This is a genomic window from Thermomonas sp., assembly GCF_041905325.1.
GTDB lineage: Bacteria > Pseudomonadota > Gammaproteobacteria > Xanthomonadales > Xanthomonadaceae > Thermomonas.
The window spans coordinates 1-20,769 of the sequence record NZ_JAYRLK010000015.1 but is presented as its reverse complement, the minus strand read 5'-3'; the positions used below and the strand labels follow the sequence as shown (position 1 = coordinate 20,769).

19 protein-coding genes and 1 riboswitch are annotated in these 20,769 nt (G+C 68.9%); of the genes, 7 read left to right on the top strand and 12 right to left on the bottom strand.

Going from position 1 to position 20,769, the window contains the following annotated elements; all coding sequences use genetic code 11:
* Window positions 1-99: 99 nt before the first annotated feature.
* From ACE3OK_RS12050 to ACE3OK_RS12040, 3 genes are read right to left on the bottom strand one after another with little or no spacing between them, the layout of a single operon-like run.
* Window positions 100-1,002, bottom strand: coding sequence for an alpha/beta fold hydrolase (locus ACE3OK_RS12050; RefSeq protein WP_374249788.1), 903 nt, complete (start codon window positions 1,000-1,002; stop codon window positions 100-102).
* 42 nt (window positions 1,003-1,044) lie between these two features.
* Window positions 1,045-1,875, bottom strand: coding sequence for a D-hexose-6-phosphate mutarotase (locus tag ACE3OK_RS12045; protein ID WP_374249787.1), 831 nt, complete (start codon window positions 1,873-1,875; stop codon window positions 1,045-1,047).
* Window positions 1,876-1,902: 27 nt separating this feature from the next.
* Complete coding sequence (locus ACE3OK_RS12040) at window positions 1,903-3,576, bottom strand: GspE/PulE family protein (RefSeq protein ID WP_374249786.1); 1,674 nt, start codon at window positions 3,574-3,576, stop codon at window positions 1,903-1,905.
* Between the two features lie 104 nt (window positions 3,577-3,680).
* Between ACE3OK_RS12040 and ubiE the strand changes: the two genes are divergently transcribed.
* The 3 genes from ubiE to ung are packed head-to-tail and all read left to right on the top strand — an operon-like array spanning window position 3,681 to window position 5,379.
* Window positions 3,681-4,442, top strand: coding sequence for a bifunctional demethylmenaquinone methyltransferase/2-methoxy-6-polyprenyl-1,4-benzoquinol methylase UbiE (ubiE, locus tag ACE3OK_RS12035; protein WP_374249784.1), 762 nt, complete (start codon window positions 3,681-3,683; stop codon window positions 4,440-4,442).
* Between the two features lie 19 nt (window positions 4,443-4,461).
* Window positions 4,462-4,635 (top strand): hypothetical protein, encoded by a 174-nt coding sequence (locus ACE3OK_RS12030; RefSeq protein ID WP_374249783.1) that lies wholly within the window; start codon window positions 4,462-4,464, stop codon window positions 4,633-4,635.
* 33 nt (window positions 4,636-4,668) lie between these two features.
* A complete protein-coding gene (gene ung, locus ACE3OK_RS12025; protein ID WP_374249782.1) occupies window positions 4,669-5,379 on the top strand; it encodes a uracil-DNA glycosylase in 711 nt (236 codons plus the stop codon).
* On the opposite strand, the gene thiD is transcribed toward ung, so the two are convergent.
* The 6 genes from thiD to thiC are packed head-to-tail and all read right to left on the bottom strand — an operon-like array spanning window position 5,366 to window position 10,474.
* Window positions 5,366-6,118 (bottom strand): bifunctional hydroxymethylpyrimidine kinase/phosphomethylpyrimidine kinase, encoded by a 753-nt coding sequence (gene thiD / locus ACE3OK_RS12020; protein WP_374249781.1) that lies wholly within the window; start codon window positions 6,116-6,118, stop codon window positions 5,366-5,368. The genes ung and thiD overlap by 14 nt on opposite strands.
* The gene (locus ACE3OK_RS12015; RefSeq protein WP_374249780.1) at window positions 6,115-6,723 is read right to left on the bottom strand and encodes a thiamine phosphate synthase; all 609 of its coding nucleotides are present in this window, start codon (window positions 6,721-6,723) and stop codon (window positions 6,115-6,117) included. Before ACE3OK_RS12015 ends, thiD begins: the two co-directional genes overlap by 4 nt.
* Window positions 6,720-7,490, bottom strand: a complete 771-nt coding sequence (locus tag ACE3OK_RS12010) for a thiazole synthase (RefSeq protein WP_374249779.1) — start codon at window positions 7,488-7,490, stop codon at window positions 6,720-6,722. Before ACE3OK_RS12010 ends, ACE3OK_RS12015 begins: the two co-directional genes overlap by 4 nt.
* 1 nt (window position 7,491) lies before the next feature.
* The gene (thiS, locus tag ACE3OK_RS12005) at window positions 7,492-7,689 is read right to left on the bottom strand and encodes a sulfur carrier protein ThiS (protein ID WP_374249778.1); all 198 of its coding nucleotides are present in this window, start codon (window positions 7,687-7,689) and stop codon (window positions 7,492-7,494) included.
* Window positions 7,689-8,657 carry an FAD-dependent oxidoreductase gene (locus ACE3OK_RS12000; RefSeq protein ID WP_374249777.1) on the bottom strand — a complete coding sequence of 323 codons (969 nt, stop codon included), beginning with the start codon at window positions 8,655-8,657 and terminating at the stop codon, window positions 7,689-7,691. The genes thiS and ACE3OK_RS12000 overlap by 1 nt, the downstream gene beginning before the upstream one ends.
* Window positions 8,654-10,474 carry a phosphomethylpyrimidine synthase ThiC gene (thiC, locus tag ACE3OK_RS11995; RefSeq protein WP_374249776.1) on the bottom strand — a complete coding sequence of 607 codons (1,821 nt, stop codon included), beginning with the start codon at window positions 10,472-10,474 and terminating at the stop codon, window positions 8,654-8,656. Before thiC ends, ACE3OK_RS12000 begins: the two co-directional genes overlap by 4 nt.
* 69 nt (window positions 10,475-10,543) lie before the next feature.
* Window positions 10,544-10,645: riboswitch (TPP riboswitch) on the bottom strand.
* A 211-nt stretch (window positions 10,646-10,856) separates the two neighbouring features.
* Between thiC and rpoH the strand changes: the two genes are divergently transcribed.
* Window positions 10,857-11,723 carry an RNA polymerase sigma factor RpoH gene (gene rpoH / locus ACE3OK_RS11990; protein WP_374249775.1) on the top strand — a complete coding sequence of 289 codons (867 nt, stop codon included), beginning with the start codon at window positions 10,857-10,859 and terminating at the stop codon, window positions 11,721-11,723.
* A 108-nt stretch (window positions 11,724-11,831) separates the two neighbouring features.
* Window positions 11,832-12,767, top strand: a complete 936-nt coding sequence (locus tag ACE3OK_RS11985; protein WP_374249774.1) for a lysozyme inhibitor LprI family protein — start codon at window positions 11,832-11,834, stop codon at window positions 12,765-12,767.
* Between the two features lie 69 nt (window positions 12,768-12,836).
* On the opposite strand, the gene ACE3OK_RS11980 is transcribed toward ACE3OK_RS11985, so the two are convergent.
* Window positions 12,837-13,466, bottom strand: coding sequence for a trimeric intracellular cation channel family protein (locus ACE3OK_RS11980; RefSeq protein ID WP_374249789.1), 630 nt, complete (start codon window positions 13,464-13,466; stop codon window positions 12,837-12,839).
* Between the two features lie 5 nt (window positions 13,467-13,471).
* Window positions 13,472-14,413: a transaldolase gene (gene tal / locus ACE3OK_RS11975; protein ID WP_374249772.1), complete on the bottom strand. Its 942-nt coding sequence runs from the start codon at window positions 14,411-14,413 to the stop codon at window positions 13,472-13,474.
* Window positions 14,414-14,523: 110 nt separating this feature from the next.
* Between tal and mgtA the strand changes: the two genes are divergently transcribed.
* Window positions 14,524-17,061 (top strand): magnesium-translocating P-type ATPase, encoded by a 2,538-nt coding sequence (mgtA, locus tag ACE3OK_RS11970; RefSeq protein WP_374249771.1) that lies wholly within the window; start codon window positions 14,524-14,526, stop codon window positions 17,059-17,061.
* A gap of 1 nt (window position 17,062) precedes the next feature.
* Here the strand turns inward: mgtA and ACE3OK_RS11965 are convergent, their stop codons facing one another.
* A complete protein-coding gene (locus tag ACE3OK_RS11965) occupies window positions 17,063-19,258 on the bottom strand; it encodes a primosomal protein N' (protein WP_374249770.1) in 2,196 nt (731 codons plus the stop codon).
* A 443-nt stretch (window positions 19,259-19,701) separates the two neighbouring features.
* On the opposite strand from ACE3OK_RS11965, the gene ACE3OK_RS11960 reads away from it, so the two are divergent.
* Window positions 19,702-20,769 (top strand): hypothetical protein (locus tag ACE3OK_RS11960; protein WP_374249769.1); only part of this gene is annotated, 1,068 nt, incomplete at its 3' end.

Sequence of the window (20,769 nt, the reverse complement as noted above, 5' to 3'; positions counted from 1 at the left end):
CGCACTCCCCGATACTCGCTTGGTTGCGAGGCCGCTGCCCGCCGGCTGGCCTCGCAGCTTGTGGCGCCACCCTCCGATGCCACTGCGGTGGAACAACCGCTACAGCGGATTACGATCCAGGAACGCCCGGATCAGCGGCACCAGCGCTTCGTGCTTGTCCTCCAGCGCGTAGTGGCCCGCATCGGCATACGCATGCACTTCCGCGTTCGGCAGCGCGCTGCGGAAGCCGTCGAGGAAGTGCTGGTCGAACACGAAATCGCGCAGGCCCCAGCCGAGGAACGCCGGGCGGTCCGCATAGCCGGGCAGCGCCTTCGCGCTGGCCTGCACCAGCGGCATGGCGCGGTCGCCGTCGTGCAGCGGGATGTCCTGCATGAAGCGCAGGGTGGAGATCGCCTGGTCCCAACCGTCATATACGCCGGCATACGCCGCGCGCACGTCCTTCGGCAGCGCGCGTTTGGTGCCCATCCACGCCGCGCCGCGCGCGAACAGGTTGAAGCGGCGGATCAGCCAGCCGCCCAGACGTGAATCGCGCCCCATCGCCAGCCGCGCGGGGAAGCGCTTGGCCGCCGGCAGCGGGAACGCGGCGGTGTTGGTGATGACCAGCCGCTTGACGCGCGCGGGATCGCGCAGCGCCCAGCCGAAGCCGATCATCCCGCCCCAGTCGTGCACCGCCAGCGTCACCGGGCCGTCGATGCCGAGGTGCTTCAGCAGCGCGTCCACGTCGTCGATGCGCGCTTGCAGCGTGTAGTCATAGCGCGGCTGCGCGGACGGGCCATCGTCCGGGCGGTCGCTCAGGCCCATGCCGACGTGGTCCGGCACGATGCAGCGGTATTTGTCGCGCAGGCCCAGCACCAGGTGGCGCCAGTAATAGCTCCACGACGGATTGCCGTGCAGCATCACGACCACGTCGCCGTCGCGCGGCCCTTCGTCGAGGAAGGACATCGCGATGCCGGGGCGGACGTCGAAGCGGTGCGGGGTAAAGGGGTAATCGGGGAAGCGCATCGGCGAATTGTACCGGCAAGCCACCACCGCACCGACGCATGCTCAGGGCTGCGCCTGCAACCGCTGCCAGCCCTGCCAGCGCTGCCCGGGTGCCAGCCACGCCGGCTGCAACACCTGGGCGGCTTCCACGCAGGCAAATTGCCGGTACTCCCCCGCCGCCAGGTCGGCGATCGTGCTGGCCAGTGCGGCACCGGGGTTCCATGCCACAACGTCGGCAAAGCCCTGCTGTTCGATGGCCAGCCGCCGCGCGCCGTCGATGAGCGTCAGCGGCGTCACCACGTCGGCATAGATGCGGTCTGTCTCGTTGTCGAACGTGACTTCGTGATCGTGCTGGCGGCGCAAGGTGCCACCGGCCGCGCTGTCTTCGAAGTCGCAGCCTTGCAGGCCTTCGATGACAACAAAAGCGATGTCGTCCACCCGCAGATAGGTGTGCAGTGCGGCGGTGAAGGCCAGTGGCTGGTGGCCGCTGTTGTCGACCTCCAGCGCCACCTGCAATGCCATCGCGCCGAGCGTCACGCGCAAGCGGAGCATGCACGGATGGCCCCAGCCGTGGAAACGCGTACCGTCATCGGCCAGTTCGAACACTGCCGCATCCGCCTCCACGCCAGCAAACGCCCACGGCGCGGTGCGCGCGAAGCCATGCCGCCCCAGCCGGCCGCGCCCGGAAAATTGCGGGAAGATCACCGGGATGCCGCCACGGATCGCGGACGCGCCGTCGAAACGACTGCGCGCGCCCAGGAACAGGCGCTCGCGGCCATCGGCTGCCACCCATGACAGCACGTGCCCGCCGTGCAACGCCACCAGCGCGCTGGCACCTTCGTTTGCGATGCGGATGCAGGGTGTATCGCGGAAGGAAACGGATTCGACGTGCATGCGTGCAGTGTCGCATGCCGCATGCCGTCAATCCGCGCGCACCCGCCACGCTTCCGACAGCGCCACTGCCCCGCTGCGCGCCAAGGCCACGGCGGCCCGGGTAATCGGCACCATGCCTTCCTCCACCGCCACCTGGTGGATGGTGTCGGCCTCCGCGCCCGGCACCACCAGCGTGCGCAGGCGCGGGCTCATCACCAGCAGCTCGTAGACCGCCTGCCGGCCACGCACGCCCAGGCCCTCGCAATGCACGCAGCCGCGCCCCTTGTGGAAGACTTCATCGCGGCCCACGCCCAGTGCTTCGCGGATGTGCGACGACACCTGCTCCACCTCGCGGCAATGCGGGCAGGTCAGGCGCACCAGCCGCTGCGACATCACCGCCAACAGGCTGGCGCGCAGCAGATAGGGCTCCACGCCCAGGTCCAGCAGGCGGGTGACGGTGGTGGCGGCGGTGTTGGTATGCAAGGTGCTGAGCAGCAGGTGCCCGGTGAGCGCGCTTTCCACCGCGATGCCGGCGGTTTCGCGGTCGCGGATCTCGCCCACCATGATCACGTCGGGGTCGTGCCGCAGGAAGTTGCGCATGGCACCGGCAAAGGTGAAACCGGCAGCGCGGTTGACCTGCATCTGCTGGATATCGGCGATGTGGAACTCCACCGGATCCTCGATGGTGAGGATGTTGATCGGCTGCTTGCGCAGCTCCAGCAGCATCGCGTAGAGCGTGGTGGACTTGCCGCAACCGGTGGGGCCGGTGGTCAGGAACATGCCCTGGCTGCGGCTCATCACGTCATCCAGCCGCAGCCGGTCGGTATCGCTCAGGCCCAGCTGGCCCAGGTTCCACAGGCTTTCCCTGGGGTCGAGCAGGCGCACCACCGCGCTTTCCCCGTACACGGTGGGCAAGATGGAAATGCGCAAGTCGACGTGGCGACCATCCTCCAGCGCGAAGCTGGTGCGGCCGTCCTGCGGCAACCGGTGCTCGGCCAGGTTCATGCCTCCCAGCACCTTGATCCGGCTCACCGCCGCCGGCTGCAGGGCACGCAGAAGGCTGCGTACCGGCACCAGTTCATCGTCAATCCGGAACAACACGTCTGCACCGTGCTCCCCCGGCCGCAAATGGATGTCGGAGGCGCGCCGCGCCACCGCATCGGCGATCAGGCCACTGACCAGCCGTACCACCGGCTGCTCCTGCGCCAGCCGGTTGGCTTCCTGTTCGCTGGCATCGTCGGCGCGCAATGCGGGATCCAGGCCCAGCTGTCGGGCGGTTTCGCGATCTTCGATCTGGTCGTAATGCCGGGTAATGGCCGCGCGGATGCCGCGTGCCGTAGCCACCAGCGGCAGCACCCGATCGGGCGAGACGAACTCCAGCGCGGCCAGCGCTTCGTGATTTGTGGGATCTTCCATCGCCACTGCCAGCAGGCCGTTGTAGCGGCGCAGCGGCACCACCCGCAGCCGTCGCGCCTGTTGCGGCGACAGCATCGCGGCCACGGCCGGATCGGCAGCCACGGCAGGCAGGCGCACCAGCGGGAAGCCCAGCCGGGTTGCCTGTGCATGCTCGGCCTCTGCGGCATCATCACCACTGGCCAGCCAAGTGACCAAGTCGATGCCCTCGCGGGCCGGCTGCATGGCATACGCGTTGTGCTGGAATTGGTTGAGATACCGCACCAGCGTTGCATCGTCGGCAATCAACATCGGCAAGCTCTGGTGCATGGCGACTCCTGTGGCGTCATGGCGGGGCACCTGTTGCATTCTCCGCACTCATCAAGCAACCAAGATTGACTGGAGTCAATCCTGCGGAATGCGATAATCGGCCCATGAACGCACCCTCGCCACAGCAAGACACCACCCACTTCGGTTTCCGCGACGTGCCGGTGGCCGACAAGCAGAAACTGGTCGCCGAAGTGTTCTCCTCGGTGGCCGGCAAGTACGACCTGATGAACGATGCGATGAGCCTGGGCATCCATCGGCTGTGGAAGCGGTTCTTCGTGGCCACCTGCCAGGTGCGCAAGGGCGACCGCGTGCTGGACCTGGCCGGCGGCACCGGCGACATCGCCGCGCTGCTGAAGGATCGCGTGGGCGAGACCGGCAAGCTGGTGCTGGGCGATATCAACGGCGACATGCTGCGCGTGGGCCGCGACCGCATGACCGACCGCGGCAACGTGCGCGGCTTCGAATACGTGCAGTGCAACGCCGAATGCCTGCCCTTCCCCGACGCCAGCTTCGACCTCGTCACCATGGCCTTCGGCCTGCGCAACGTGACCGACAAGGACGCCGCGCTGCGCGAGATCGCGCGGGTGCTGCGCCCGGGCGGGCAGGCGCGGGTGCTGGAATTTTCCGAAGTGCAGGCGGAATGGTTCAAGCCGATCTACGACTTCCATTCCTTCAAGGTGCTGCCGAAGCTGGGCAGCCTGTTCGCCGGCGACGCCGAGAGCTACCAGTACCTGGCCGAGTCGATCCGCAAGCATCCGCCGCAGCGCGAGCTCAAGGCGATGATGGAAGCGGCCGGGCTTGCGCGCTGCAGCTTCCGCAACATGAGCGCCGGCATCGTCGCCATCCACACCGGCTACAAGGTCTGAGCCGATGGCCGGCCCGGAGATGAAAAGCTTTCGCGAAAGCCGCTGGCGCTATTCGCAGTTCGTGGTGCTGGGCCTGCTGCTGGCCGGGCTGGTGAAGTGGCTGAGCCCGCTGGGCTGGCCGGCCTCGCTGGGGGTCGGTGCGCTGCTGGGGCTGGCGTATTTCCTGTTCGAGAAGAAGCGCGGCGTGATCTGAGCGCGCCGGCTTGAACACGATGCCTTGAACGCGATGGACGCCACCGCCGCGCTGCAACTGGAGCCGAGCTGGAAGGCGCGCGTGGGCGACTGGTTCGCGCGCGAAGACATGCGCCAGCTTGCCGCCTTCCTGCGCCAGCGCAAGGCCGCCGGTGCGCGCATCTACCCGCCCGGCCGCGACATCTTCGCCGCCTTCGAGGCCACCCCGTTCGAGGCGGTGAAGGTCGTCATTCTCGGCCAGGACCCCTACCACGGCGCCGGGCAGGCGCACGGGCTGTGCTTCTCGGTGCTGCCGGGGGTGCCGGTGCCGCCGTCGCTGCTGAACATCTACAAGGAGCTGGAGCGCGATACCGGCTTCCTCCGTCCCGACCACGGCTGCCTGTTGCCGTGGGCGCGGCACGGCGTGCTGCTGCTCAACAGCGTGCTGACGGTGGAGGACGGCCAGCCCGGCAGCCACCAGGGCCGCGGCTGGGAAGGCTTCACCGACCACGTGGTGGATGTGCTGAACCGCGAGCGCGAGGGTCTGGTGTTCCTGCTGTGGGGCAGCTACGCGCAGAAGAAGGGCGCGGTGATCGACGGCCGCTGCCATCGCGTGCTGAAGGCGCCGCATCCCTCGCCGCTGTCGGCGCACCGCGGCTTCCTCGGCTGCGGGCATTTCTCCGCCGCCAACCAGTACCTGGCCCGCTGCGGCAAGGCCCCGATCGACTGGTCGCTGCCGCCGTGCGCGCTGCTTACATCGGCCTGAAGCGCTCGCCCAGCCAGTGGCCCAGATGCCGCTTGGCGGCACCCACCGCCACCTCCAGCCCGTCGCCCAGCGCCAGCCCGGCCGCCACCGCCGCGGACAGCGTGCAGCCGCTGCCGTGGCCATCGGCGCCGACGACCCACGGCGCGGCGAAGCGCTGCACCGACTGCGGCTGCACCAGCAGATCCACCGCCTCCGCCAGCGGCGCGTGGCCGCCCTTCATCAGCACCGCGCGCGGCCCCAGCGCCAGCAGCGCGCGCCCCTGCTCCAGCATCTGCGCCTCGTCCTGCGCGCGCGGCGCGTCCAGCAGCGCGGCGGCTTCATCGAGATTGGGAGTCAGGCAGTCGGCCAGCGGCAGCAGTTCGCGGCGCAGCGCGACCACCGCGTCCGCACGCAACAGCCGCGCACCGGAACTGGCGATCATCACCGGATCGATGACCACCGCGCGCGCGCGATGCTGGCGCAGGCTGGCCGCCACCGCTTCGATGATCGACGCTTCCGCCAGCATGCCCAGCTTGACCGCGCGCACCGGCTCCTCCTCGAACACCGCATCGATCTGGTCGCGCACCAGCAGCGCCGGCAACACCTGCAGCGCGCGCACGCCGCTGCGGTTCTGCGCGGTGACCGCGGTGACCGCGGTGGCGCCGCGCACGCCCAGCGCGGCGAAGGCGGCCAGGTCCGCCTGCAGCCCGGCGCCGCCGCAGGAATCGGAGCCGGCGATGCTCAGCGCCAGCGACTTCATGCCCGCGCCCGCGTGGCCTGCAGCCAGGCCGTGGTGCGGGCGTCGGGATCAGGGTGACGGGTGATGTCGCTGACCAGCGCAACCGCGTCGGCACCGGCATCGAAACAACCCTGTGCGCGCTCCAGGGTGATGCCGCCGATCGCCACCAGCGGCAGCGCGCCGATCTTGCTTTTCCACTCGCCAAGACGCGGCAGGCCCTGCGGCGACCACGGCATCCGCTTCAGCATGGTGGGATATACCGGGCCCAGCGCGATGTAGTCCGGCGCCAGCGCCAGCGCGCGCTCCAGTTCGGCCTCGCTGTGGGTGCTGATGCCAAGCCGCACGCCGCGCCGGCGCAGCGCCGGCAGGTCGGCATCCTGCAGGTCTTCCTGGCCGAGGTGGACGAAGTCCGCGCCCGCGTCCAGCACCAGCTGCCAATGATCGTTGACCACCAGCTGCGCGGCATGCGCGCGGCAGGCCGCCAGCGCGGTACCGATCTCCGCCCGCAGCCGCGCCTGCGGCGCGTCCTTGATCCGCAGCTGCACCAACCTGGTGCCCAGCGGCAGCAGGCGCTGCACCCAGGCGGCGCTGTCGACCACCGGATAGAAGGGATCGAGCCGGCTCATGCGCGCCAGGCCTGGCCGATGACCGGCGTGGAGGGCTCGGCAAAATCGCGCGCCGGCATCGGCCCCGCGGCATGCGCGGCGGCACCGGCGCGCACCGCATCGGCGAACGCGCGCGCCATCCGCACCGGGTCGGCGGCCAGCGCCACCGCGGTGTTGGCCAGCACCGCGTCGAAACCCAGCTCCATCGCCATCGCCGCGTGCGAAGGCACACCGAGGCCGGCATCGACCACCAGCGGGATGTCGGGGAAGCGGGCGCGCAGCGCGCGCAGCGCGAACGGATCGGCCAGCCCGCGGCCGCTGCCGATCGGCGCGCCCCACGGCATCAACACCCGGCAGCCGGCGTCGAGCAGCCGCTCGGCCACCCCGAGGTCGGCGGTGGTGTACGGGAAGACCTGGAAGCCCTCGTCGCAGAGGATCCGCGCCGCCTCCACCAGCCCGAACACGTCCGGCTGCAGCAGTTCGCCCGTGCCCAGCACTTCCAGCTTGATCCAGCGGGTGTCGAACACCTCGCGCGCCATCCGCGCGGTGGTGACGGCCTCCTGCACCGTGTGGCAGCCGGCGGTATTGGGCAGCACGCGCACGCCCAGCGCGCGGATGAGCGCCCAGAACGCCTGTCCCGCGCCGGCCTGCGCGTTTTCGCGGCGCAGCGACACCGTCACCACGTCGCAACCTGCGCCGCGCACCGCCTCGCTCAGGATCGCCGGCGAGGGATAGCGGGCGCTGCCCAGCCACAGCCGCGAACCCACTTCACTGTCGTAGACCTGCATCTCAACCTCCCTGCATCGGGGCCAGCACTTCCAGCGCATCGCCGTCGCCCAGCGCCTGCGCCGCGCGCTGTCCGGCGGGCACGAACAGACCGTTCAACGCGGTGGCGACGCGGGCATCGCGATAGCCCAGTTCCAGCAGCGCCTGCGCCAGCGTGGCGGCTTCGACCCGGCGCGCTTCGCCGTTCACGACCAGCTGCATCACGCCGCCTCCAGCAGGCGCGCGGCGGCTTGCCGTGCCAGCGCCGGCGCCAGCAGGTAGCCGTGGCGGAACAGCCCGTTGAGATGCCAGCGGCCATCGCGCTGCTGCAGCCGCGGCAGGTTGTCGGGGAAGGCCGGGCGCAGGCCGTGGCCCAGCTCGACGATGCGCGCCTCGGCCAGCGCCGGATGCAGCGCGTAGGCGGCGTTGAGCAGCTCCACCGCCGAGCGCGCGCTGATCGCGCCAGCATCGTCGCTTTCCAGCATGCTGCCGCCGAGCATGTACAGGCCGTCGCCGCGCGGCACCAGGTAATGCATGCCGCGCGGATGCAGCAGCCGGATCGGGCGCGCGAAACGCACGGCGTCGCTGTGCAGCAGCAGCATTTCGCCGCGCACGCCGCGCAGCTCCGGCAGGCGGTCGCGGGCGGCGTAGCCGCGGCAATCGAGCACGCTGCGGCCGTCGTCGGCTTGCCCGCGCGCATCGACGCCATAGCGAACCGCGACGCCCAGTTCGCCCAATCGCTGCACCAGCGCCGCCAGCGCCGCGCGCGGGTCGAGGTGCGCTTCATCGGCGAAGAACAGGCCGTGGCGGAAGCGCCCGGCCAGATCCGGTTCCAGCGCGGCGATGCCGTCGCCGTCCAGCCTGCGGTAGTTGTCGCTGCGATTGGCAAAAGCCTCCAGCTCGCCGACATCGCGCACGGCGGACAGCACCAGCGTGCCGTTGCGGACGGTGCCGTCGAACTGCCGCGGCCACCAGTCCAGCGCCTGCCGGCCGAGTTCGGCGACCAGCGGTTCGGCACTGACGCATTCGCACCACGGTGCCAGCATGCCGCCGGCAAAGGGGCTGGCGCCGTCGCCACCGGGCTGCGCGCCGACTTCCAGCACCTCCACCTCGGCACCGGCCTGCGCCAGTTCCAGCGCCGCCGCCAGGCCGGCCACACCGGCACCCAGTACGCGCACGCGCGCACTCATGCCGGCAACTCCGCCGGCGCATCCACGTACAGCGCACCGCCACTGGCGATGAACTCCTGCGCCTTCGCCTGCATCCCCGCTTCGGCATCGCCGCGCAGCTCGTGGCTGAGCTGCATCGAGCAGAACTTCGGCCCGCACATCGAGCAGAAATGCGCGCTCTTGTGCGCGTCCTTCGGCAGGGTGGCGTCGTGGTAGGCGCGCGCGGTGTCGGGGTCCAGCGAGAGGTTGAACTGGTCTTCCCAGCGGAACGCGAAGCGCGCCCGCGACAGCGCGTCGTCATGCGCCTGCGCGGCCGGGTGGCCCTTGGCCAGGTCGGCGGCGTGGGCGGCGATCTTGTAACTGATCACCCCGGTCTTGACGTCGTCGCGGTCGGGCAGGCCCAGATGTTCCTTCGGCGTCACGTAGCAGAGCATGGCGGTGCCGAACCAGCCGATCATCGCCGCGCCGATCGCGGAAGTCAGATGGTCGTGGCCGGGTGCGGCGTCGGTGGTCAGCGGGCCGAGCGTGTAGAACGGCGCGTCGCTGCAGACGTCCAGCTGGCGCGTCATGTTGTCGCGGATCTTGTGCATCGGCACGTGGCCGGGGCCTTCCACCATCACCTGGCAGCCCTTGCCCCACGCCACCTTGGTCAACTCGCCCAAGGTGTCGAGTTCGGCGAACTGGGCGGCGTCGTTGGCGTCGGCAATGCTGCCGGGGCGCAGGCCGTCGCCCAGCGAGAAGGCGACGTCGTAGCGGCGCAGGATGTTGCAGATCTCGTCGAAGCGTTCGTAGAGGAAATTCTCGCGGTGGTAGCTCAGGCACCAGCGCGCCATGATCGAGCCGCCGCGGGACACGATGCCGGTGACGCGCTTGGCGGTCAGCGGCACGTGCGCCAGCCGCACGCCGGCATGAATGGTGAAGTAGTCCACGCCCTGCTCGGCCTGTTCGATCAGGGTGTCCTTGAACACCTCCCAGTCCAGCCGCGCCGGATCGCCGCCGACCTTTTCCAGCGCCTGGTACAGCGGCACCGTGCCGATCGGCACCGGCGCGTTGCGCAGGATCCAGCTGCGCAGGTTGTGGATGTTGCGGCCGGTGGACAGGTCCATGACCGTGTCGGCGCCCCAGCGGATCGCCCACACCAGCTTCTCCACTTCCTCGGCGACGCCGGAGGACAGCGCCGAGTTGCCGATGTTGGCGTTCACCTTCACCAGGAAGTTGCGCCCGATCACCATCGGTTCCAGTTCCGGATGGTTGATGTTGGCCGGCAGGATGGCGCGGCCCTTGGCGATTTCCTCGCGCACGAATTCCGGCGTCACCAGCGCCGGCAGCGACGCGCCGAACGACTCGCCTCCTGCCAGCCGCTGCTTTTCCTCGTCGCTGGCGGCGATGCGGCCGAGGTTTTCGCGGTGGGCGGCGTAGACCATTTCCTCGGTGACGATGCCGGCGCGGGCGAACTCCAGCTGCGTCACCGGCTGACCGGCGCACCCTCGGCGCAGCGTGCGCGCCGCCGGACAGGGCGCAACCAACCGCTCGCCACTGGCGAAGCCGTTGTCTTCGGGCCGCACCGCGCGGCCTTCCACCACTTCGAAACCGCGCCGCGCCAGCCAGCTTTCGCGCAGCGCCGGCAGCCCGGCGGCCAGGTCGATGGCGACGCCGTCCTCGGTGTACGGGCCGGAGGTGTCGTACAGGTGCAGGCGCGGCGCCTGCGGGTCGTCCAGCGCGATCTCGCGCAGCGGCACGCGCAGGCCGGGATGGCCGGGGGGCGACAGATAGACCTTGCGCGAGCCGCGGATCGGGCCGGTGGTGACGGTGCCCGGACGGGTGTCGGGTGCTTGCATGGATCTCCTCCTCGTGTAGCGGCGGGAGATCCGGGATTGGACGATGCAACGGCACGCAGTGCCGGGGCGCTGCGCGTGTTCTTCCGTTCCTACGCCGGCATGACCCGGATCAGGTACAAGGGTCAGCTCGACGCTTTCTCAGCCCCGTACGGGGCTCCCCTCGGAATGTCCGAAAAGCATCGACGCGGCCGGCGTGGCTGTCAAGCCGGGGCCGACGCCCCTTGTGCCCGCCCTGCGCCACCCCATATCGACTGGATGGGCTGATTTGGCTGAACGATCAGACAACCGCCAGTGTTCCATCCATGCAACGACAGTGAACCAACGGGCCGGTGAGCAGTCGAATACATGGACTGCTAAACTCGCCCGCATGAGGGAAGCCACCATGACGTCCACCGCACTTGTCGCCAACAACCTGCCGATTCCCAGCAGCCTGGGTTCGCTGGAGGCCTACATCAACGGCGTCCACCAGATCCCGGTGCTGTCCGCCGAGGACGAGCACGCGCTGGCCGTGCGCCTGCACCAGGACAACGACATCGCTGCCGCGCAGGAGCTGATCCTCTCGCACCTGCGCTTCGTGGTGCATGTGGCGCGCGGCTACAACGGCTACGGCCTGCAGCTGGGCGACCTGATCCAGGAAGGCAACATCGGCCTGATGAAGGCGGTGAAGCGCTTCGACCCCTCGGTGGGCGTGCGCCTGGTCAGCTTCGCGGTGCACTGGATCCGCGCCGAGATGCACGACTTCATCATCAAGAACTGGCGCATCGTCAAGGTGGCCACCACCAAGGCGCAGCGCAAGCTGTTCTTCAACCTGCGCAAGAGCAAGACCAGGCTGGGCTGGATGAATGCCGCCGAAGTCAGCGCGGTGGCGAAGGACCTGAACGTGTCCGAGCGCGAAGTGCTGGAAATGGAAGCACGCCTGTCCGGCCGCGACATCGGTTTCGATGCGCCCGACGACGCCGACGACGACCACGCCCCGCCAGCCCCGGCCCACTACCTGGTCGCCCACGACGAAGACCCGGCGGCGGCCTACGAAGCCACCAGCAGCGAAGCCGACGAACTGGAAGTGCTGCGCGACGGCATGGCCCGCCTCGACGCCCGCTCGCGCGACATCATCCGCCGCCGCTGGCTGGATGAAGACAGCAAGGTGACGTTGCAGGAGCTGGCCGACGAATACGGCGTCTCCGCCGAGCGCATCCGCCAGATCGAAGCCAACGCGCTGAAGAAGATGAAGGCACTGTTCGCGGCGTAAGCGACGCCATTGCGCGATACCAAAACGGCCCGGGTCACTCCGGGCCGTTTTGTTGACAATCACCCCCTCGGCTCGGCTAACCTTCCTGAACGGAATGCCAACTCGTTCATGGAATCGATACAGGGGGAAGCGATGCGTTTTGCAACTCGTTCGGCGGCCATCGTCATGGCCGCAATGGCGTTGGCCGGATGCGGCAAACACAAGGCGACCTGCTCGGGAAAGGACGAGCTGGCCGTGGTCAAGCAGATCGTGATGGACGAGGCCGAGAAAGCCCTTGCCAAAGGCAAGCGCGACGATGGCAGCGCCGTTTTCAGCGCGGCATCCGCGCGGGCGACCTTGAGCAAAATCTCCATCGCTTTCGACAATGTCCGAACGTCCAAGGAAGATCCGGACAGCACGAAAGTGTTCTGCGAAGGCACGATCAAGATCGTCGTCCCGCCCGACTTGCTGCATTCCGCAGAAGAGGGCAGGAAGCTTGCCGGCCTGGGGGCGATTTCAGCACTGGCCAGCAACAACGACATGGAGCAGGCGGCGAACGCATTCACGAAAGCCATCGAATACAACGCCCAGCCCACGGATGACGGCAAGAAGGTCTATGCCGAGCTGACCGGGGCCGCATCGATCGCCGATTTCGTCAGTGAAATCGCCGGGTCTTCGATGTTGAAGCCGATGATCGAGGCCAAGCAGATCGAAGACGCAAAGGCAGCGGAGGAGGCCAACCAGGCGGCGGAAGCGCAGCGCCTCCAGGAAGAGCAGCAGCAAGCCCAGCTGCGTGCCGAACAGGGTGCCGCCAACCTGAGCGTCGCCCAGGAACAGAACACCCTCGCCAACCAAGCCATCAACGAACTCTGGAAAGGGCTCTCGGAGGAAGATCGGGAATACCTGCTGGGATCGCAACGCGCCTGGATCAAGAAAAAAGACGTGGACTGCAAGATCGAAGCCGCCGGCCGCAGCACGGACCCCACCGAGATCGAGATTGCTCGCTTGAACTGTGACACCGCCGCAACGCGAGCACGTACCGATGAAATTCGGCGTAGCCTGTAACTGGTAGCAAAGCGTCAATTGAACGGACGGCCCGGAGCGATCCGGGCCGTTTTGTTTCCATTACTCCCGCTATCCCGCCACCGGCAGCTTCCAGCCCCGGCGAATGCTCATGAAGCGCAGGCCGAAGCACAGCAGGGCGCCGAGCACCATCGCCGGGTGTTGTGGCAGGTTGAAGGCTGCTGCCAATGCCACCACACCACTGCCCACCAGCGCGGCCATCGCGTACAGCTCGGTTTGCTGCAACACCACCGGGGTGCGCACCACCAGCAGGTCACGGGCGATGCCGCCGCCGATGCCGGTGATGATGCCCAGCAAGGTGGCCGCGAACGGGGTGAGGCCGAAGGCCAGTGCCTTGCCGGTGCCCAGCACCGCGAACAAGGCAAGGCCGGCGGCATCGAACATCTGCACCGGGTTGCGCAGGCGTTCGATCAGGCCGCACCAGCGAAAGGTCACCAGCCCGGCCAGCATCGCGGTGACCAGATAGCGCCAGTCGGCCAGCGAGGCCGGCGGGTGCACACCAATCAACACATCACGCACGATCCCGCCGGACACCGCCGCCGCGCAGGACAGCACCAGCACCCCGAACAAGTCCAGCTTTTTGCGCACCGCCAGCACGCCGCCGCTGAGGGCGAACACGAAGGTGCCCAGCAGGTCGAAGGCCAGCAGCAGGATTTGGCCCAACTCGCGCTCGACCGGCATCACCATCAGCCCAACTTGGCCGCCAGCAACGCTTCCAGCTTGCCCTGGTCGATCGCGAATTTGCGGATGCCGTCGGCCAGTTTGTCGGTGGCCATCGCGTCTTCGTTGTGCTGCCAGCGGAAGCCGGTTTCACCCAATGCCGCACCCGGCGTGCGGCGTTGGCCAGCGTCCTGCAATGCACGCGCGATCGGCGCATCGGCCTGCGCCAAGGTGCCCAGCAACTCCGGGGAAATGGTCAGGCGGTCGCAGCCGGCCAGCGCCAGCACTTGCCCGACATTGCGGAAGCTGGCGCCCATCACCACGGTGTCATATCCGTGCTGCTTGTAGTAATTCCAGATGCGGGTGACCGACTGCACGCCGGGGTCGTCCTGCGGCGTGGCGGGCGTGGCCATGCCGCCTGCCAGGTGCCAGTCGAGGATGCGGCCGACGAAGGGCGAGATCAGGAACACGCCAGCCTCGGCGCAGGCCACCGCCTGCGCGAACGAGAACAACAGGGTGAGATTGCAGTGGATGCCTTCGCGCTCCAGCACCTCCGCGGCGCGGATGCCTTCCCAGGTGGCGGCGATCTTGATCAGCAAACGCTCGGGGCCGATGCCGGCATCGGCATACAACTGCACCAGCCGCCGGGCTTTCGCGATGGTGGCCGCGGTATCGAAACTCAGCCGCGCATCCACCTCGGTGGACACGCGCCCGGGGATCAACTTGAGGATTTCGCCACCAATGGCCACCGCCAGCCGGTCGCAGGCATCGCCCACCTTGTCGTCGCCACCGGCCGCCGCCACCGCCGCTTCGACCTGCGCGGCATAGGCCGGCAGCGTGGCCGCCTTCAGCAGCAGCGACGGATTGGTGGTGGCATCCATCGGTGCGAAGCGGGCGATGGCACCGATGTCGCCGGTATCGGCGACCACGGTGGAGTGCTGGCGGAGTTGTTCGAGTTGGGTGGTCACGGGCGGCGCTGCGGGGTGGGCGTGCCATTGTCGCCGATGTGCGAATGGCCCGCCTGCCGGCGTCATTCCACCGACACGCATCACCCCCCGGTTGGTGCCACCATGCGCGGATGGACGAGACCGCCGACGCAGCATCGTCATCCTCCGCCGCTGCCGGCCTGGCCAGCAGCGTGGCCGCCGCGCGGCTGGCATGCGTGGGGCCCAATGTGCTGAAGCCGGGCCGGCACAGCATCCTGCGCCAGTTCCTGATGCGCTTCGGCAATCCGCTGGTCATCGTGCTGCTGGCCGCCTGCGCCATCTCCGCCGCCACCGGGGATGCCACCAGCGCGGTGTTGATCGCGGTGATGGTGCTGCTGAGCGTGGCCCTGGATTTCGTGCAGGAGTATCGCGCCGGCCAGGCCGCGGAGCAGCTGTCGCGGCAAGTGGCGCTGACCGCCAGCGTCCTGCGCGATGGCGTGCGCCGTGACATCCCCGCCGAGCAGCTGGTGCCCGGCGATGTCGTGTTCCTGTCCGCCGGCGACCTCGTGCCGGCCGATGCGCAGGTGCTGGTGGCGCGCGACTTCTTCGTCAACCAGGCACTGCTGACCGGCGAGGCCTTTCCGGTCGAACGCCATGCCGCCGCCGCGCCGGTGGCTGCCGACGGCATCGATACGGACATCGACGGCCAGGTGTTCATGGGCAGCACGGTGGTCAGCGGCTCGGCGCAGTTGCAGGTACTGCGCACCGGCAAGGCCACCGCGATAGGCCGCATTGCCCAGGAGTTGGAAAAGCCGCCGCCGCCGACCGCGTTCGAAATCGGCACGCGCCGCTTCGGGCTGCTGATCATGCGGCTGACGCTGTTGCTGGTGCTGTTCACATTCCTGGTCAACATGGCCTTCCATCGACCGCTGCTGCAGGCCTTCCTGTTCGGGGTGGCGCTGGCGGTGGGGCTGACCCCGGAACTGCTGCCGATGATCGTGTCGGTGACGCTCTCGCGCGGAGCCCTGCGCATGGCGCGCAAGCAGGTCATCGTCAAGCGCCTGTCTGCGATCCAGGACATGGGCGCGATGGACGTGCTGTGCACCGACAAGACCGGCACCCTGACCGAGGCGCGGATCCGGCTGCAGCACCATATCGATCCAGCCGGCAATGACAGCGCGCGCGTGCTGCAACTGGCCATCCTCAACAGCACCTACGAGAGCGGGCTGAAGAGCCCGCTGGACGAAGCCATCCTCGCGCCCAACGGGATCGACGTCTCCGGCTGGCGCAAGCTGGACGAGGTGCCGTTCGATTTCGAGCGTCGGCGGGTGTCGGTGCTGGTGGAAAACGCCGATCAGCGCCTGCTGATCGTCAAGGGCGCACCCGAGGACGTGCTGCGGGTGTGTGCGCAGGTCGAAGCCGGCACCGGAGCCGACGGATCGCCGCGCGTGGATGCGCTGGACGATGCCCACCGACAAGCCTGCGCCGCCCTGCTGGAGCGGTTGGCGAGCCAGGGTTTCCGCACGCTGGCGGTGGCCTGGCGCATCGAGCCCGGCGACTTCATCGCCGCGACCACCGCCGACGAGAGTGCGCTGGTGCTGGCCGGCTTCCTTGCGTTCCTGGACCCCCCGAAGGAAAGCGCCAAGCCGGCGCTGGCAGCGCTGGCCGCCAGCGGCGTGACGGTCAAGGTCGTCACCGGCGATGACGCGCTGGTCGCGCGTCACGTCTGCGGCGAACTTGGCATGCAGGTCACGGGCGTGCTGACCGGCGCGCAGATCGAAGCCATGAACGACGATGCACTGCGCGCGCGGGTGGGCGAGGTCAACCTGTTCGCACGCGCCAACCCACAGCAGAAGACCCGGGTGCTGCTGGCCCTGAAGGCGCGCGGGCACGTGGTCGGCTACATGGGCGACGGCATCAACGACGCCCCTTCGCTGCATGCCGCCGACGTCGGCATCTCGGTGGAGAGCGGCGTGGACGTGGCCCGGCAGGCGGCCGCCATGATCCTGATGCGCCCGGATCTTGGCGTACTGCACGACGGGATCATCGAGGGCCGACGCACCTTCGGCAACGTCATGAAGTACATCATGATGGCCACCAGTTCCAACTTCGGGAACATGTTTTCGATGGCGGCGGCCACGTTGTTCCTGCCGTTCCTGCCGATGCTTCCGCTGCAGGTGCTGCTCAACAATTTCCTCTACGACCTCTCGGAAACCCCGTTGCCGCTGGACAACATGGACGCCGCCGACCTCGCCCGCCCGCGGCACTGGGACATGGCGTTCATCCGCGACTTCATGGCGACCATCGGCCCGATCAGCTCGCTGTTCGACTTCCTGACCTTCTATGTACTGCTCAACGTGCTGAATGCCGGCGAGCGCGAGTTCCACACCGGCTGGTTCATCGAATCACTGGCCACCCAGGTGCTGGTGGTCTTCGTCATCCGCACCCGCGGCAATCCGCTGCACAGCCGCCCGCACCCACTGCTTGCCGGCACCTCGCTGGGCATCGTCGCGCTTGCCACCCTGCTGCCCTACACGCCGTTGGCCGGGATGCTGGGCTTCGTGCCGCTGCCGCTGGAGTTCTTCGTCATCCTCACCGCGATGGTGGCCGCCTACCTGCTGCTGGTGGCGCTGGTGAAGCACTGGTTCTTCCGGCGCCGGGAACGGCGGCACCCACCGATGGCGACCTGATTCAATACAAATCCAGCGGATCCACGTCCAGCGACCAACGCACGCGGCGGGCTTCCGGGGCGGCGTACAGGGCCGGGGTCGCCGCCGCCAACGCGGCGTGCAGGGTGCGACGGTCGCGGGCGGAGACGACCAGCTGCACGCGCACGTAACCGGCACGGCGCGGCATCGGCGCGGGCAGCGGGCCGTGCAGTTCGACGTCGGCATCGCGCAAGCAGGTTTTCGCCAATTGCAGGAACTGCTGCGGTGGCTCGGTCTGCCGGGCTTCCGCGCGCAGCAGCGCCAGGTGCGCGAATGGCGGGAAGCCGGCCGCCTCGCGCAGCGCCAATTCGGCATCGGCGAAGGCGTGGTAGCCGCCCTGCACCAGGGTCAGCAGCAGCGGGTGTTCGGGATGGTGGGTTTGCAACAGCACGCGGCCGGGCTTGTCGGCGCGGCCGGCGCGACCGGCCACCTGGACCAGCAACTGCGCGAGTTTTTCGCCACTGCGGAAGTCGGCGGAAAACAGGCCCTCGTCGATGCCCACCACCACCACCAGGGTGAGGTTGGGCAGGTCGTGGCCCTTGGCCAGCATCTGCGTGCCGACCAGGATGCCGGGCCGGTGACCGAGGGTGTCGAAGTGTTTTTGCAAGGCATCCCGCACGCCGCTGCTGGCGCGGTCGATGCGGATCACCGGCACCTCGCCGCCGAAGCGCGACTGCAGTTCGGCCTCGATCCGCTCGGTGCCGTTGCCCTGCGGTTGCAGGCCGAGGCTGGCACAGTCCGGGCAGGCGGGCGGGGCCGGCTTGCGGTGGCCACAGTGGTGGCATTGCAGGCGCTTGCCGTGGCTGTGCACGGTCATTGCGGTGGGCTTGTCCGGCGTGCTGCAGCGCGGGCAGTGCGCACTCCAGCCGCAGTCGTGGCACAGCAGCACCGGTGCGTAGCCACGGCGGTTCTTGAATACCAAGACCTGCCCACCGGCATCCAGTGCACTGCGGATGGCACCCAGCGCGTCGTCCGACAGGCCCGCATGCAGCCGCAGCTTGCGCACGTCGTGCACGCGTACTTGCGGCGGCATCGCGTTGCCGGCGCGCTGGCGCAGGCGCAGGTGGGTGAATTTGCCGGTACCGGCGTTGTGCAGGGTTTCCAGCGCCGGGGTGGCGCTGCCCAACACCACCGGCACACCCAGCGCGCGGGCGCGGACGAGGGCGAAATCACGGGCGTGGTAACGGATGCCGTCGAATTGCTTGTAGCTGCCGTCGTGCTCTTCATCGACCACCAGCAACCCCGCCTCGGGCAGCGGCACGAACACCGCCGAGCGCGTCCCCACGACCACCCGAGCCTGCCCACGCGCGGCGGCCAGCCAGGTGGCGGCGCGCTCGTTGTCATTCAGGCCGGAATGCAGCGCGTGCACCGGCACGCCAAGGCGGGCGCGGAAACGCGCCAGTGCCTGCGGGGTCAACCCGATTTCCGGTACCAGCACCAGCGCCTGCTTGCCGCGCGCCAGGCAATCGGCAATCGCCTGCAGGTAGACCTCGGTCTTGCCGCTGCCGGTGACGCCGTCGAGCAGGAACGGGGTGTAGCCATCGGCGGCACGGATCGCGTCGATGGCGACCTGCTGTTCGGGATTGGGAGAGAAAGTGGGGTCAGCGTCGCCTTTCCCGGAAAAAGGCGGCTCTGACCCCACTTTCACGCGCTCGACCAGCCCGCGCTCGCGCAGGCTGCGCAGCGGCGTGCGCCACCCGGGTTGCAACGCGTCCAGCCCGTCTTCGTCATGCACGGTTTGCAGCAGCACGGCCAGCGTCTTTGGCTTGCCGGTGCGCATCGCCGCCAGCGCGGTGCGCCCTGCCTCGTTCAATACCCAGCCATGGCGGGTGCTGTCCGGCAACGGCTCGCCGCGCCGCAACGCCGCCGGCAACGCCGCCGCCAGTACTTCACCCAGCGGCGCGTGCAGGTAGCCGGCCAGCCAGCGCAACGAGGCCAGCAGTTCGCCCTGCACCAGCGGCGCGGCGTCCAGCACGGCCTGCACGGTCTTCAACGCGACCCCGGGCTCGCCCTGCCCATGCTCCACCACAACGCCACACAACGTGCGCGGGCCGAACGGCACCTGCACGCGGCAGCCGACCGGCGTGGCTGCCGGGGTGCATCCGGGTGGGGGCAGGTAGTCGAACAGGCGCGGCAGCGGCAGCGGCAGGGCCACACGAAGGGTGGAAGGCGAAGGCATCCGGGCAGTCTACCGGGGGCGCAGGAGCATCGGCCGGTCGATTCGCAGGTTGCACACCACACTTGACGACCGCGTTACCAAGGCATTGCAAGTTGCTGTTTTGCAACAACAAGCCTCCTTATCCACACATCTTGTGGATAACTCTGTGCACGTTCGCCGGATGAACCTGCGCAAGCCCCCAGCCACGGGCATTGCAAGCACTTTGGCTAAAAATGCGCCAATTTCACTATTTCCATATAAATCAATGGCCTATCCGTGGAACAAGGCGAACCGGGGTCGCAAAATGACGTGAAACCGACATCGCTGTCGGATTTTTTACTGCTGTGCACAACTGATTCCAGCGCAGACCGCGCACGGCCTTGCGGAGCCGCCGTGCGGGGGCCTGTCAAGCCTCTCTTGCCGTGCGCCGCATGGGTAAGATGGGGCGTGCCCACCGTTTCGCCATGACCCCGCCACCGTCCACGCCCCCGCAGCCTGCGGCGGTCACTGCGTTCCTGCGCGGGGTGGATCGGCGCGCGCATCTGCTGGTGCACGCCCTGTCCGGCGACCCCGTGGCTGCCGGGCGTGCGTTGGCGGCCGCCAGCCGGGTGTTTGCCACGGACGCAGGGCACTGGCCCATCGCCCAGTGGCCGCTGCAATTCTGGCGGCTGCTGCTGAACACGCCGGCGCTGCGTCACGGCGAGGCGGGGGCCGATTCCCCGCTGCCCGCCATCAGCCGACTGGCCCCGCATCGGCGGATTGCCGTTTTGCTGCAACTGGTGGCGGGCCTGAGCGAGGCTGACGCAACGCAGGTGCTGGGGATCGAGCTGTCCGAGTACCACGCCCGCATCCGCGACGCCCTGCCGCACACCCCGCAAGGACAGCCGGATGTCGATATCTGGCGGCAGTGGCGCGCGGCGGTGCAACGCGCACTGGACACACCGCTTCCCGCACCCGCAACGCCCGCTCCCGTGCCAGCGGCCCGCGCCCGGCCGACCGCCTCCGTGCACACCCGCCGCCTGCGCTGGCTGTGGTTGGGCGTGCTGGGCTGCGCGCTGGCACTGCTGGCCACGTTCCTGTTGCACCCGCGTGGTCGCGCACTGCTGGACGTCTGGTTCCCGCAGGTCCGTCGCGAGGCGCTGCCGCCGCCGGCGGCCCCGCAGGCGCGCTTCGATGCCGACGACATCACCCTGGCCCCCGATCGCGCCATGCTGGAAGCACCCGGTGCGCTGGCGCTGGCCCGGCAGTTGCCGCTGCTGGCCTGGCTGGCGGCCACGCCCGACGCCCTGCCCACGCCCGTCGGGCCGGCACCGTCGCCGGCCCGTGCCGACCTCGCCACGCCGGTACAGCGCCTGCATGCGTGGCAGCGGTTGCCGGTGCGCGAACGGGCGGCACGTCGCGGTGCCTGGGCCGAATGGCAGGCCCTGACCGCCGACGAGCGCACCCTGCTGGAAGCCGTCGCGGGGGGGGTGCAGGACGAGGCCCCAAACCAGAGGGGCCCCCGCGGCGGGGGCCAAGCGCCCCACAAGGGG

Coding starts and splice junctions, on each gene's coding strand:
- ACE3OK_RS12050 (WP_374249788.1), bottom strand. CDS start 1,002: ATGCGCTTCCCCGATTACCCCTTTACCCCGCACCGCTTCGACGTCCGC.
- ACE3OK_RS12045 (WP_374249787.1), bottom strand. CDS start 1,875: ATGCACGTCGAATCCGTTTCCTTCCGCGATACACCCTGCATCCGCATC.
- ACE3OK_RS12040 (WP_374249786.1), bottom strand. CDS start 3,576: ATGCACCAGAGCTTGCCGATGTTGATTGCCGACGATGCAACGCTGGTG.
- ubiE (WP_374249784.1), top strand. CDS start 3,681: ATGAACGCACCCTCGCCACAGCAAGACACCACCCACTTCGGTTTCCGC.
- ACE3OK_RS12030 (WP_374249783.1), top strand. CDS start 4,462: ATGAAAAGCTTTCGCGAAAGCCGCTGGCGCTATTCGCAGTTCGTGGTG.
- ung (WP_374249782.1), top strand. CDS start 4,669: ATGGACGCCACCGCCGCGCTGCAACTGGAGCCGAGCTGGAAGGCGCGC.
- thiD (WP_374249781.1), bottom strand. CDS start 6,118: ATGAAGTCGCTGGCGCTGAGCATCGCCGGCTCCGATTCCTGCGGCGGC.
- ACE3OK_RS12015 (WP_374249780.1), bottom strand. CDS start 6,723: ATGAGCCGGCTCGATCCCTTCTATCCGGTGGTCGACAGCGCCGCCTGG.
- ACE3OK_RS12010 (WP_374249779.1), bottom strand. CDS start 7,490: ATGCAGGTCTACGACAGTGAAGTGGGTTCGCGGCTGTGGCTGGGCAGC.
- thiS (WP_374249778.1), bottom strand. CDS start 7,689: ATGCAGCTGGTCGTGAACGGCGAAGCGCGCCGGGTCGAAGCCGCCACG.
- ACE3OK_RS12000 (WP_374249777.1), bottom strand. CDS start 8,657: ATGAGTGCGCGCGTGCGCGTACTGGGTGCCGGTGTGGCCGGCCTGGCG.
- thiC (WP_374249776.1), bottom strand. CDS start 10,474: ATGCAAGCACCCGACACCCGTCCGGGCACCGTCACCACCGGCCCGATC.
- rpoH (WP_374249775.1), top strand. CDS start 10,857: ATGACGTCCACCGCACTTGTCGCCAACAACCTGCCGATTCCCAGCAGC.
- ACE3OK_RS11985 (WP_374249774.1), top strand. CDS start 11,832: ATGGAATCGATACAGGGGGAAGCGATGCGTTTTGCAACTCGTTCGGCG.
- ACE3OK_RS11980 (WP_374249789.1), bottom strand. CDS start 13,466: ATGCCGGTCGAGCGCGAGTTGGGCCAAATCCTGCTGCTGGCCTTCGAC.
- mgtA (WP_374249771.1), top strand. CDS start 14,524: ATGGACGAGACCGCCGACGCAGCATCGTCATCCTCCGCCGCTGCCGGC.
- ACE3OK_RS11965 (WP_374249770.1), bottom strand. CDS start 19,258: ATGCCTTCGCCTTCCACCCTTCGTGTGGCCCTGCCGCTGCCGCTGCCG.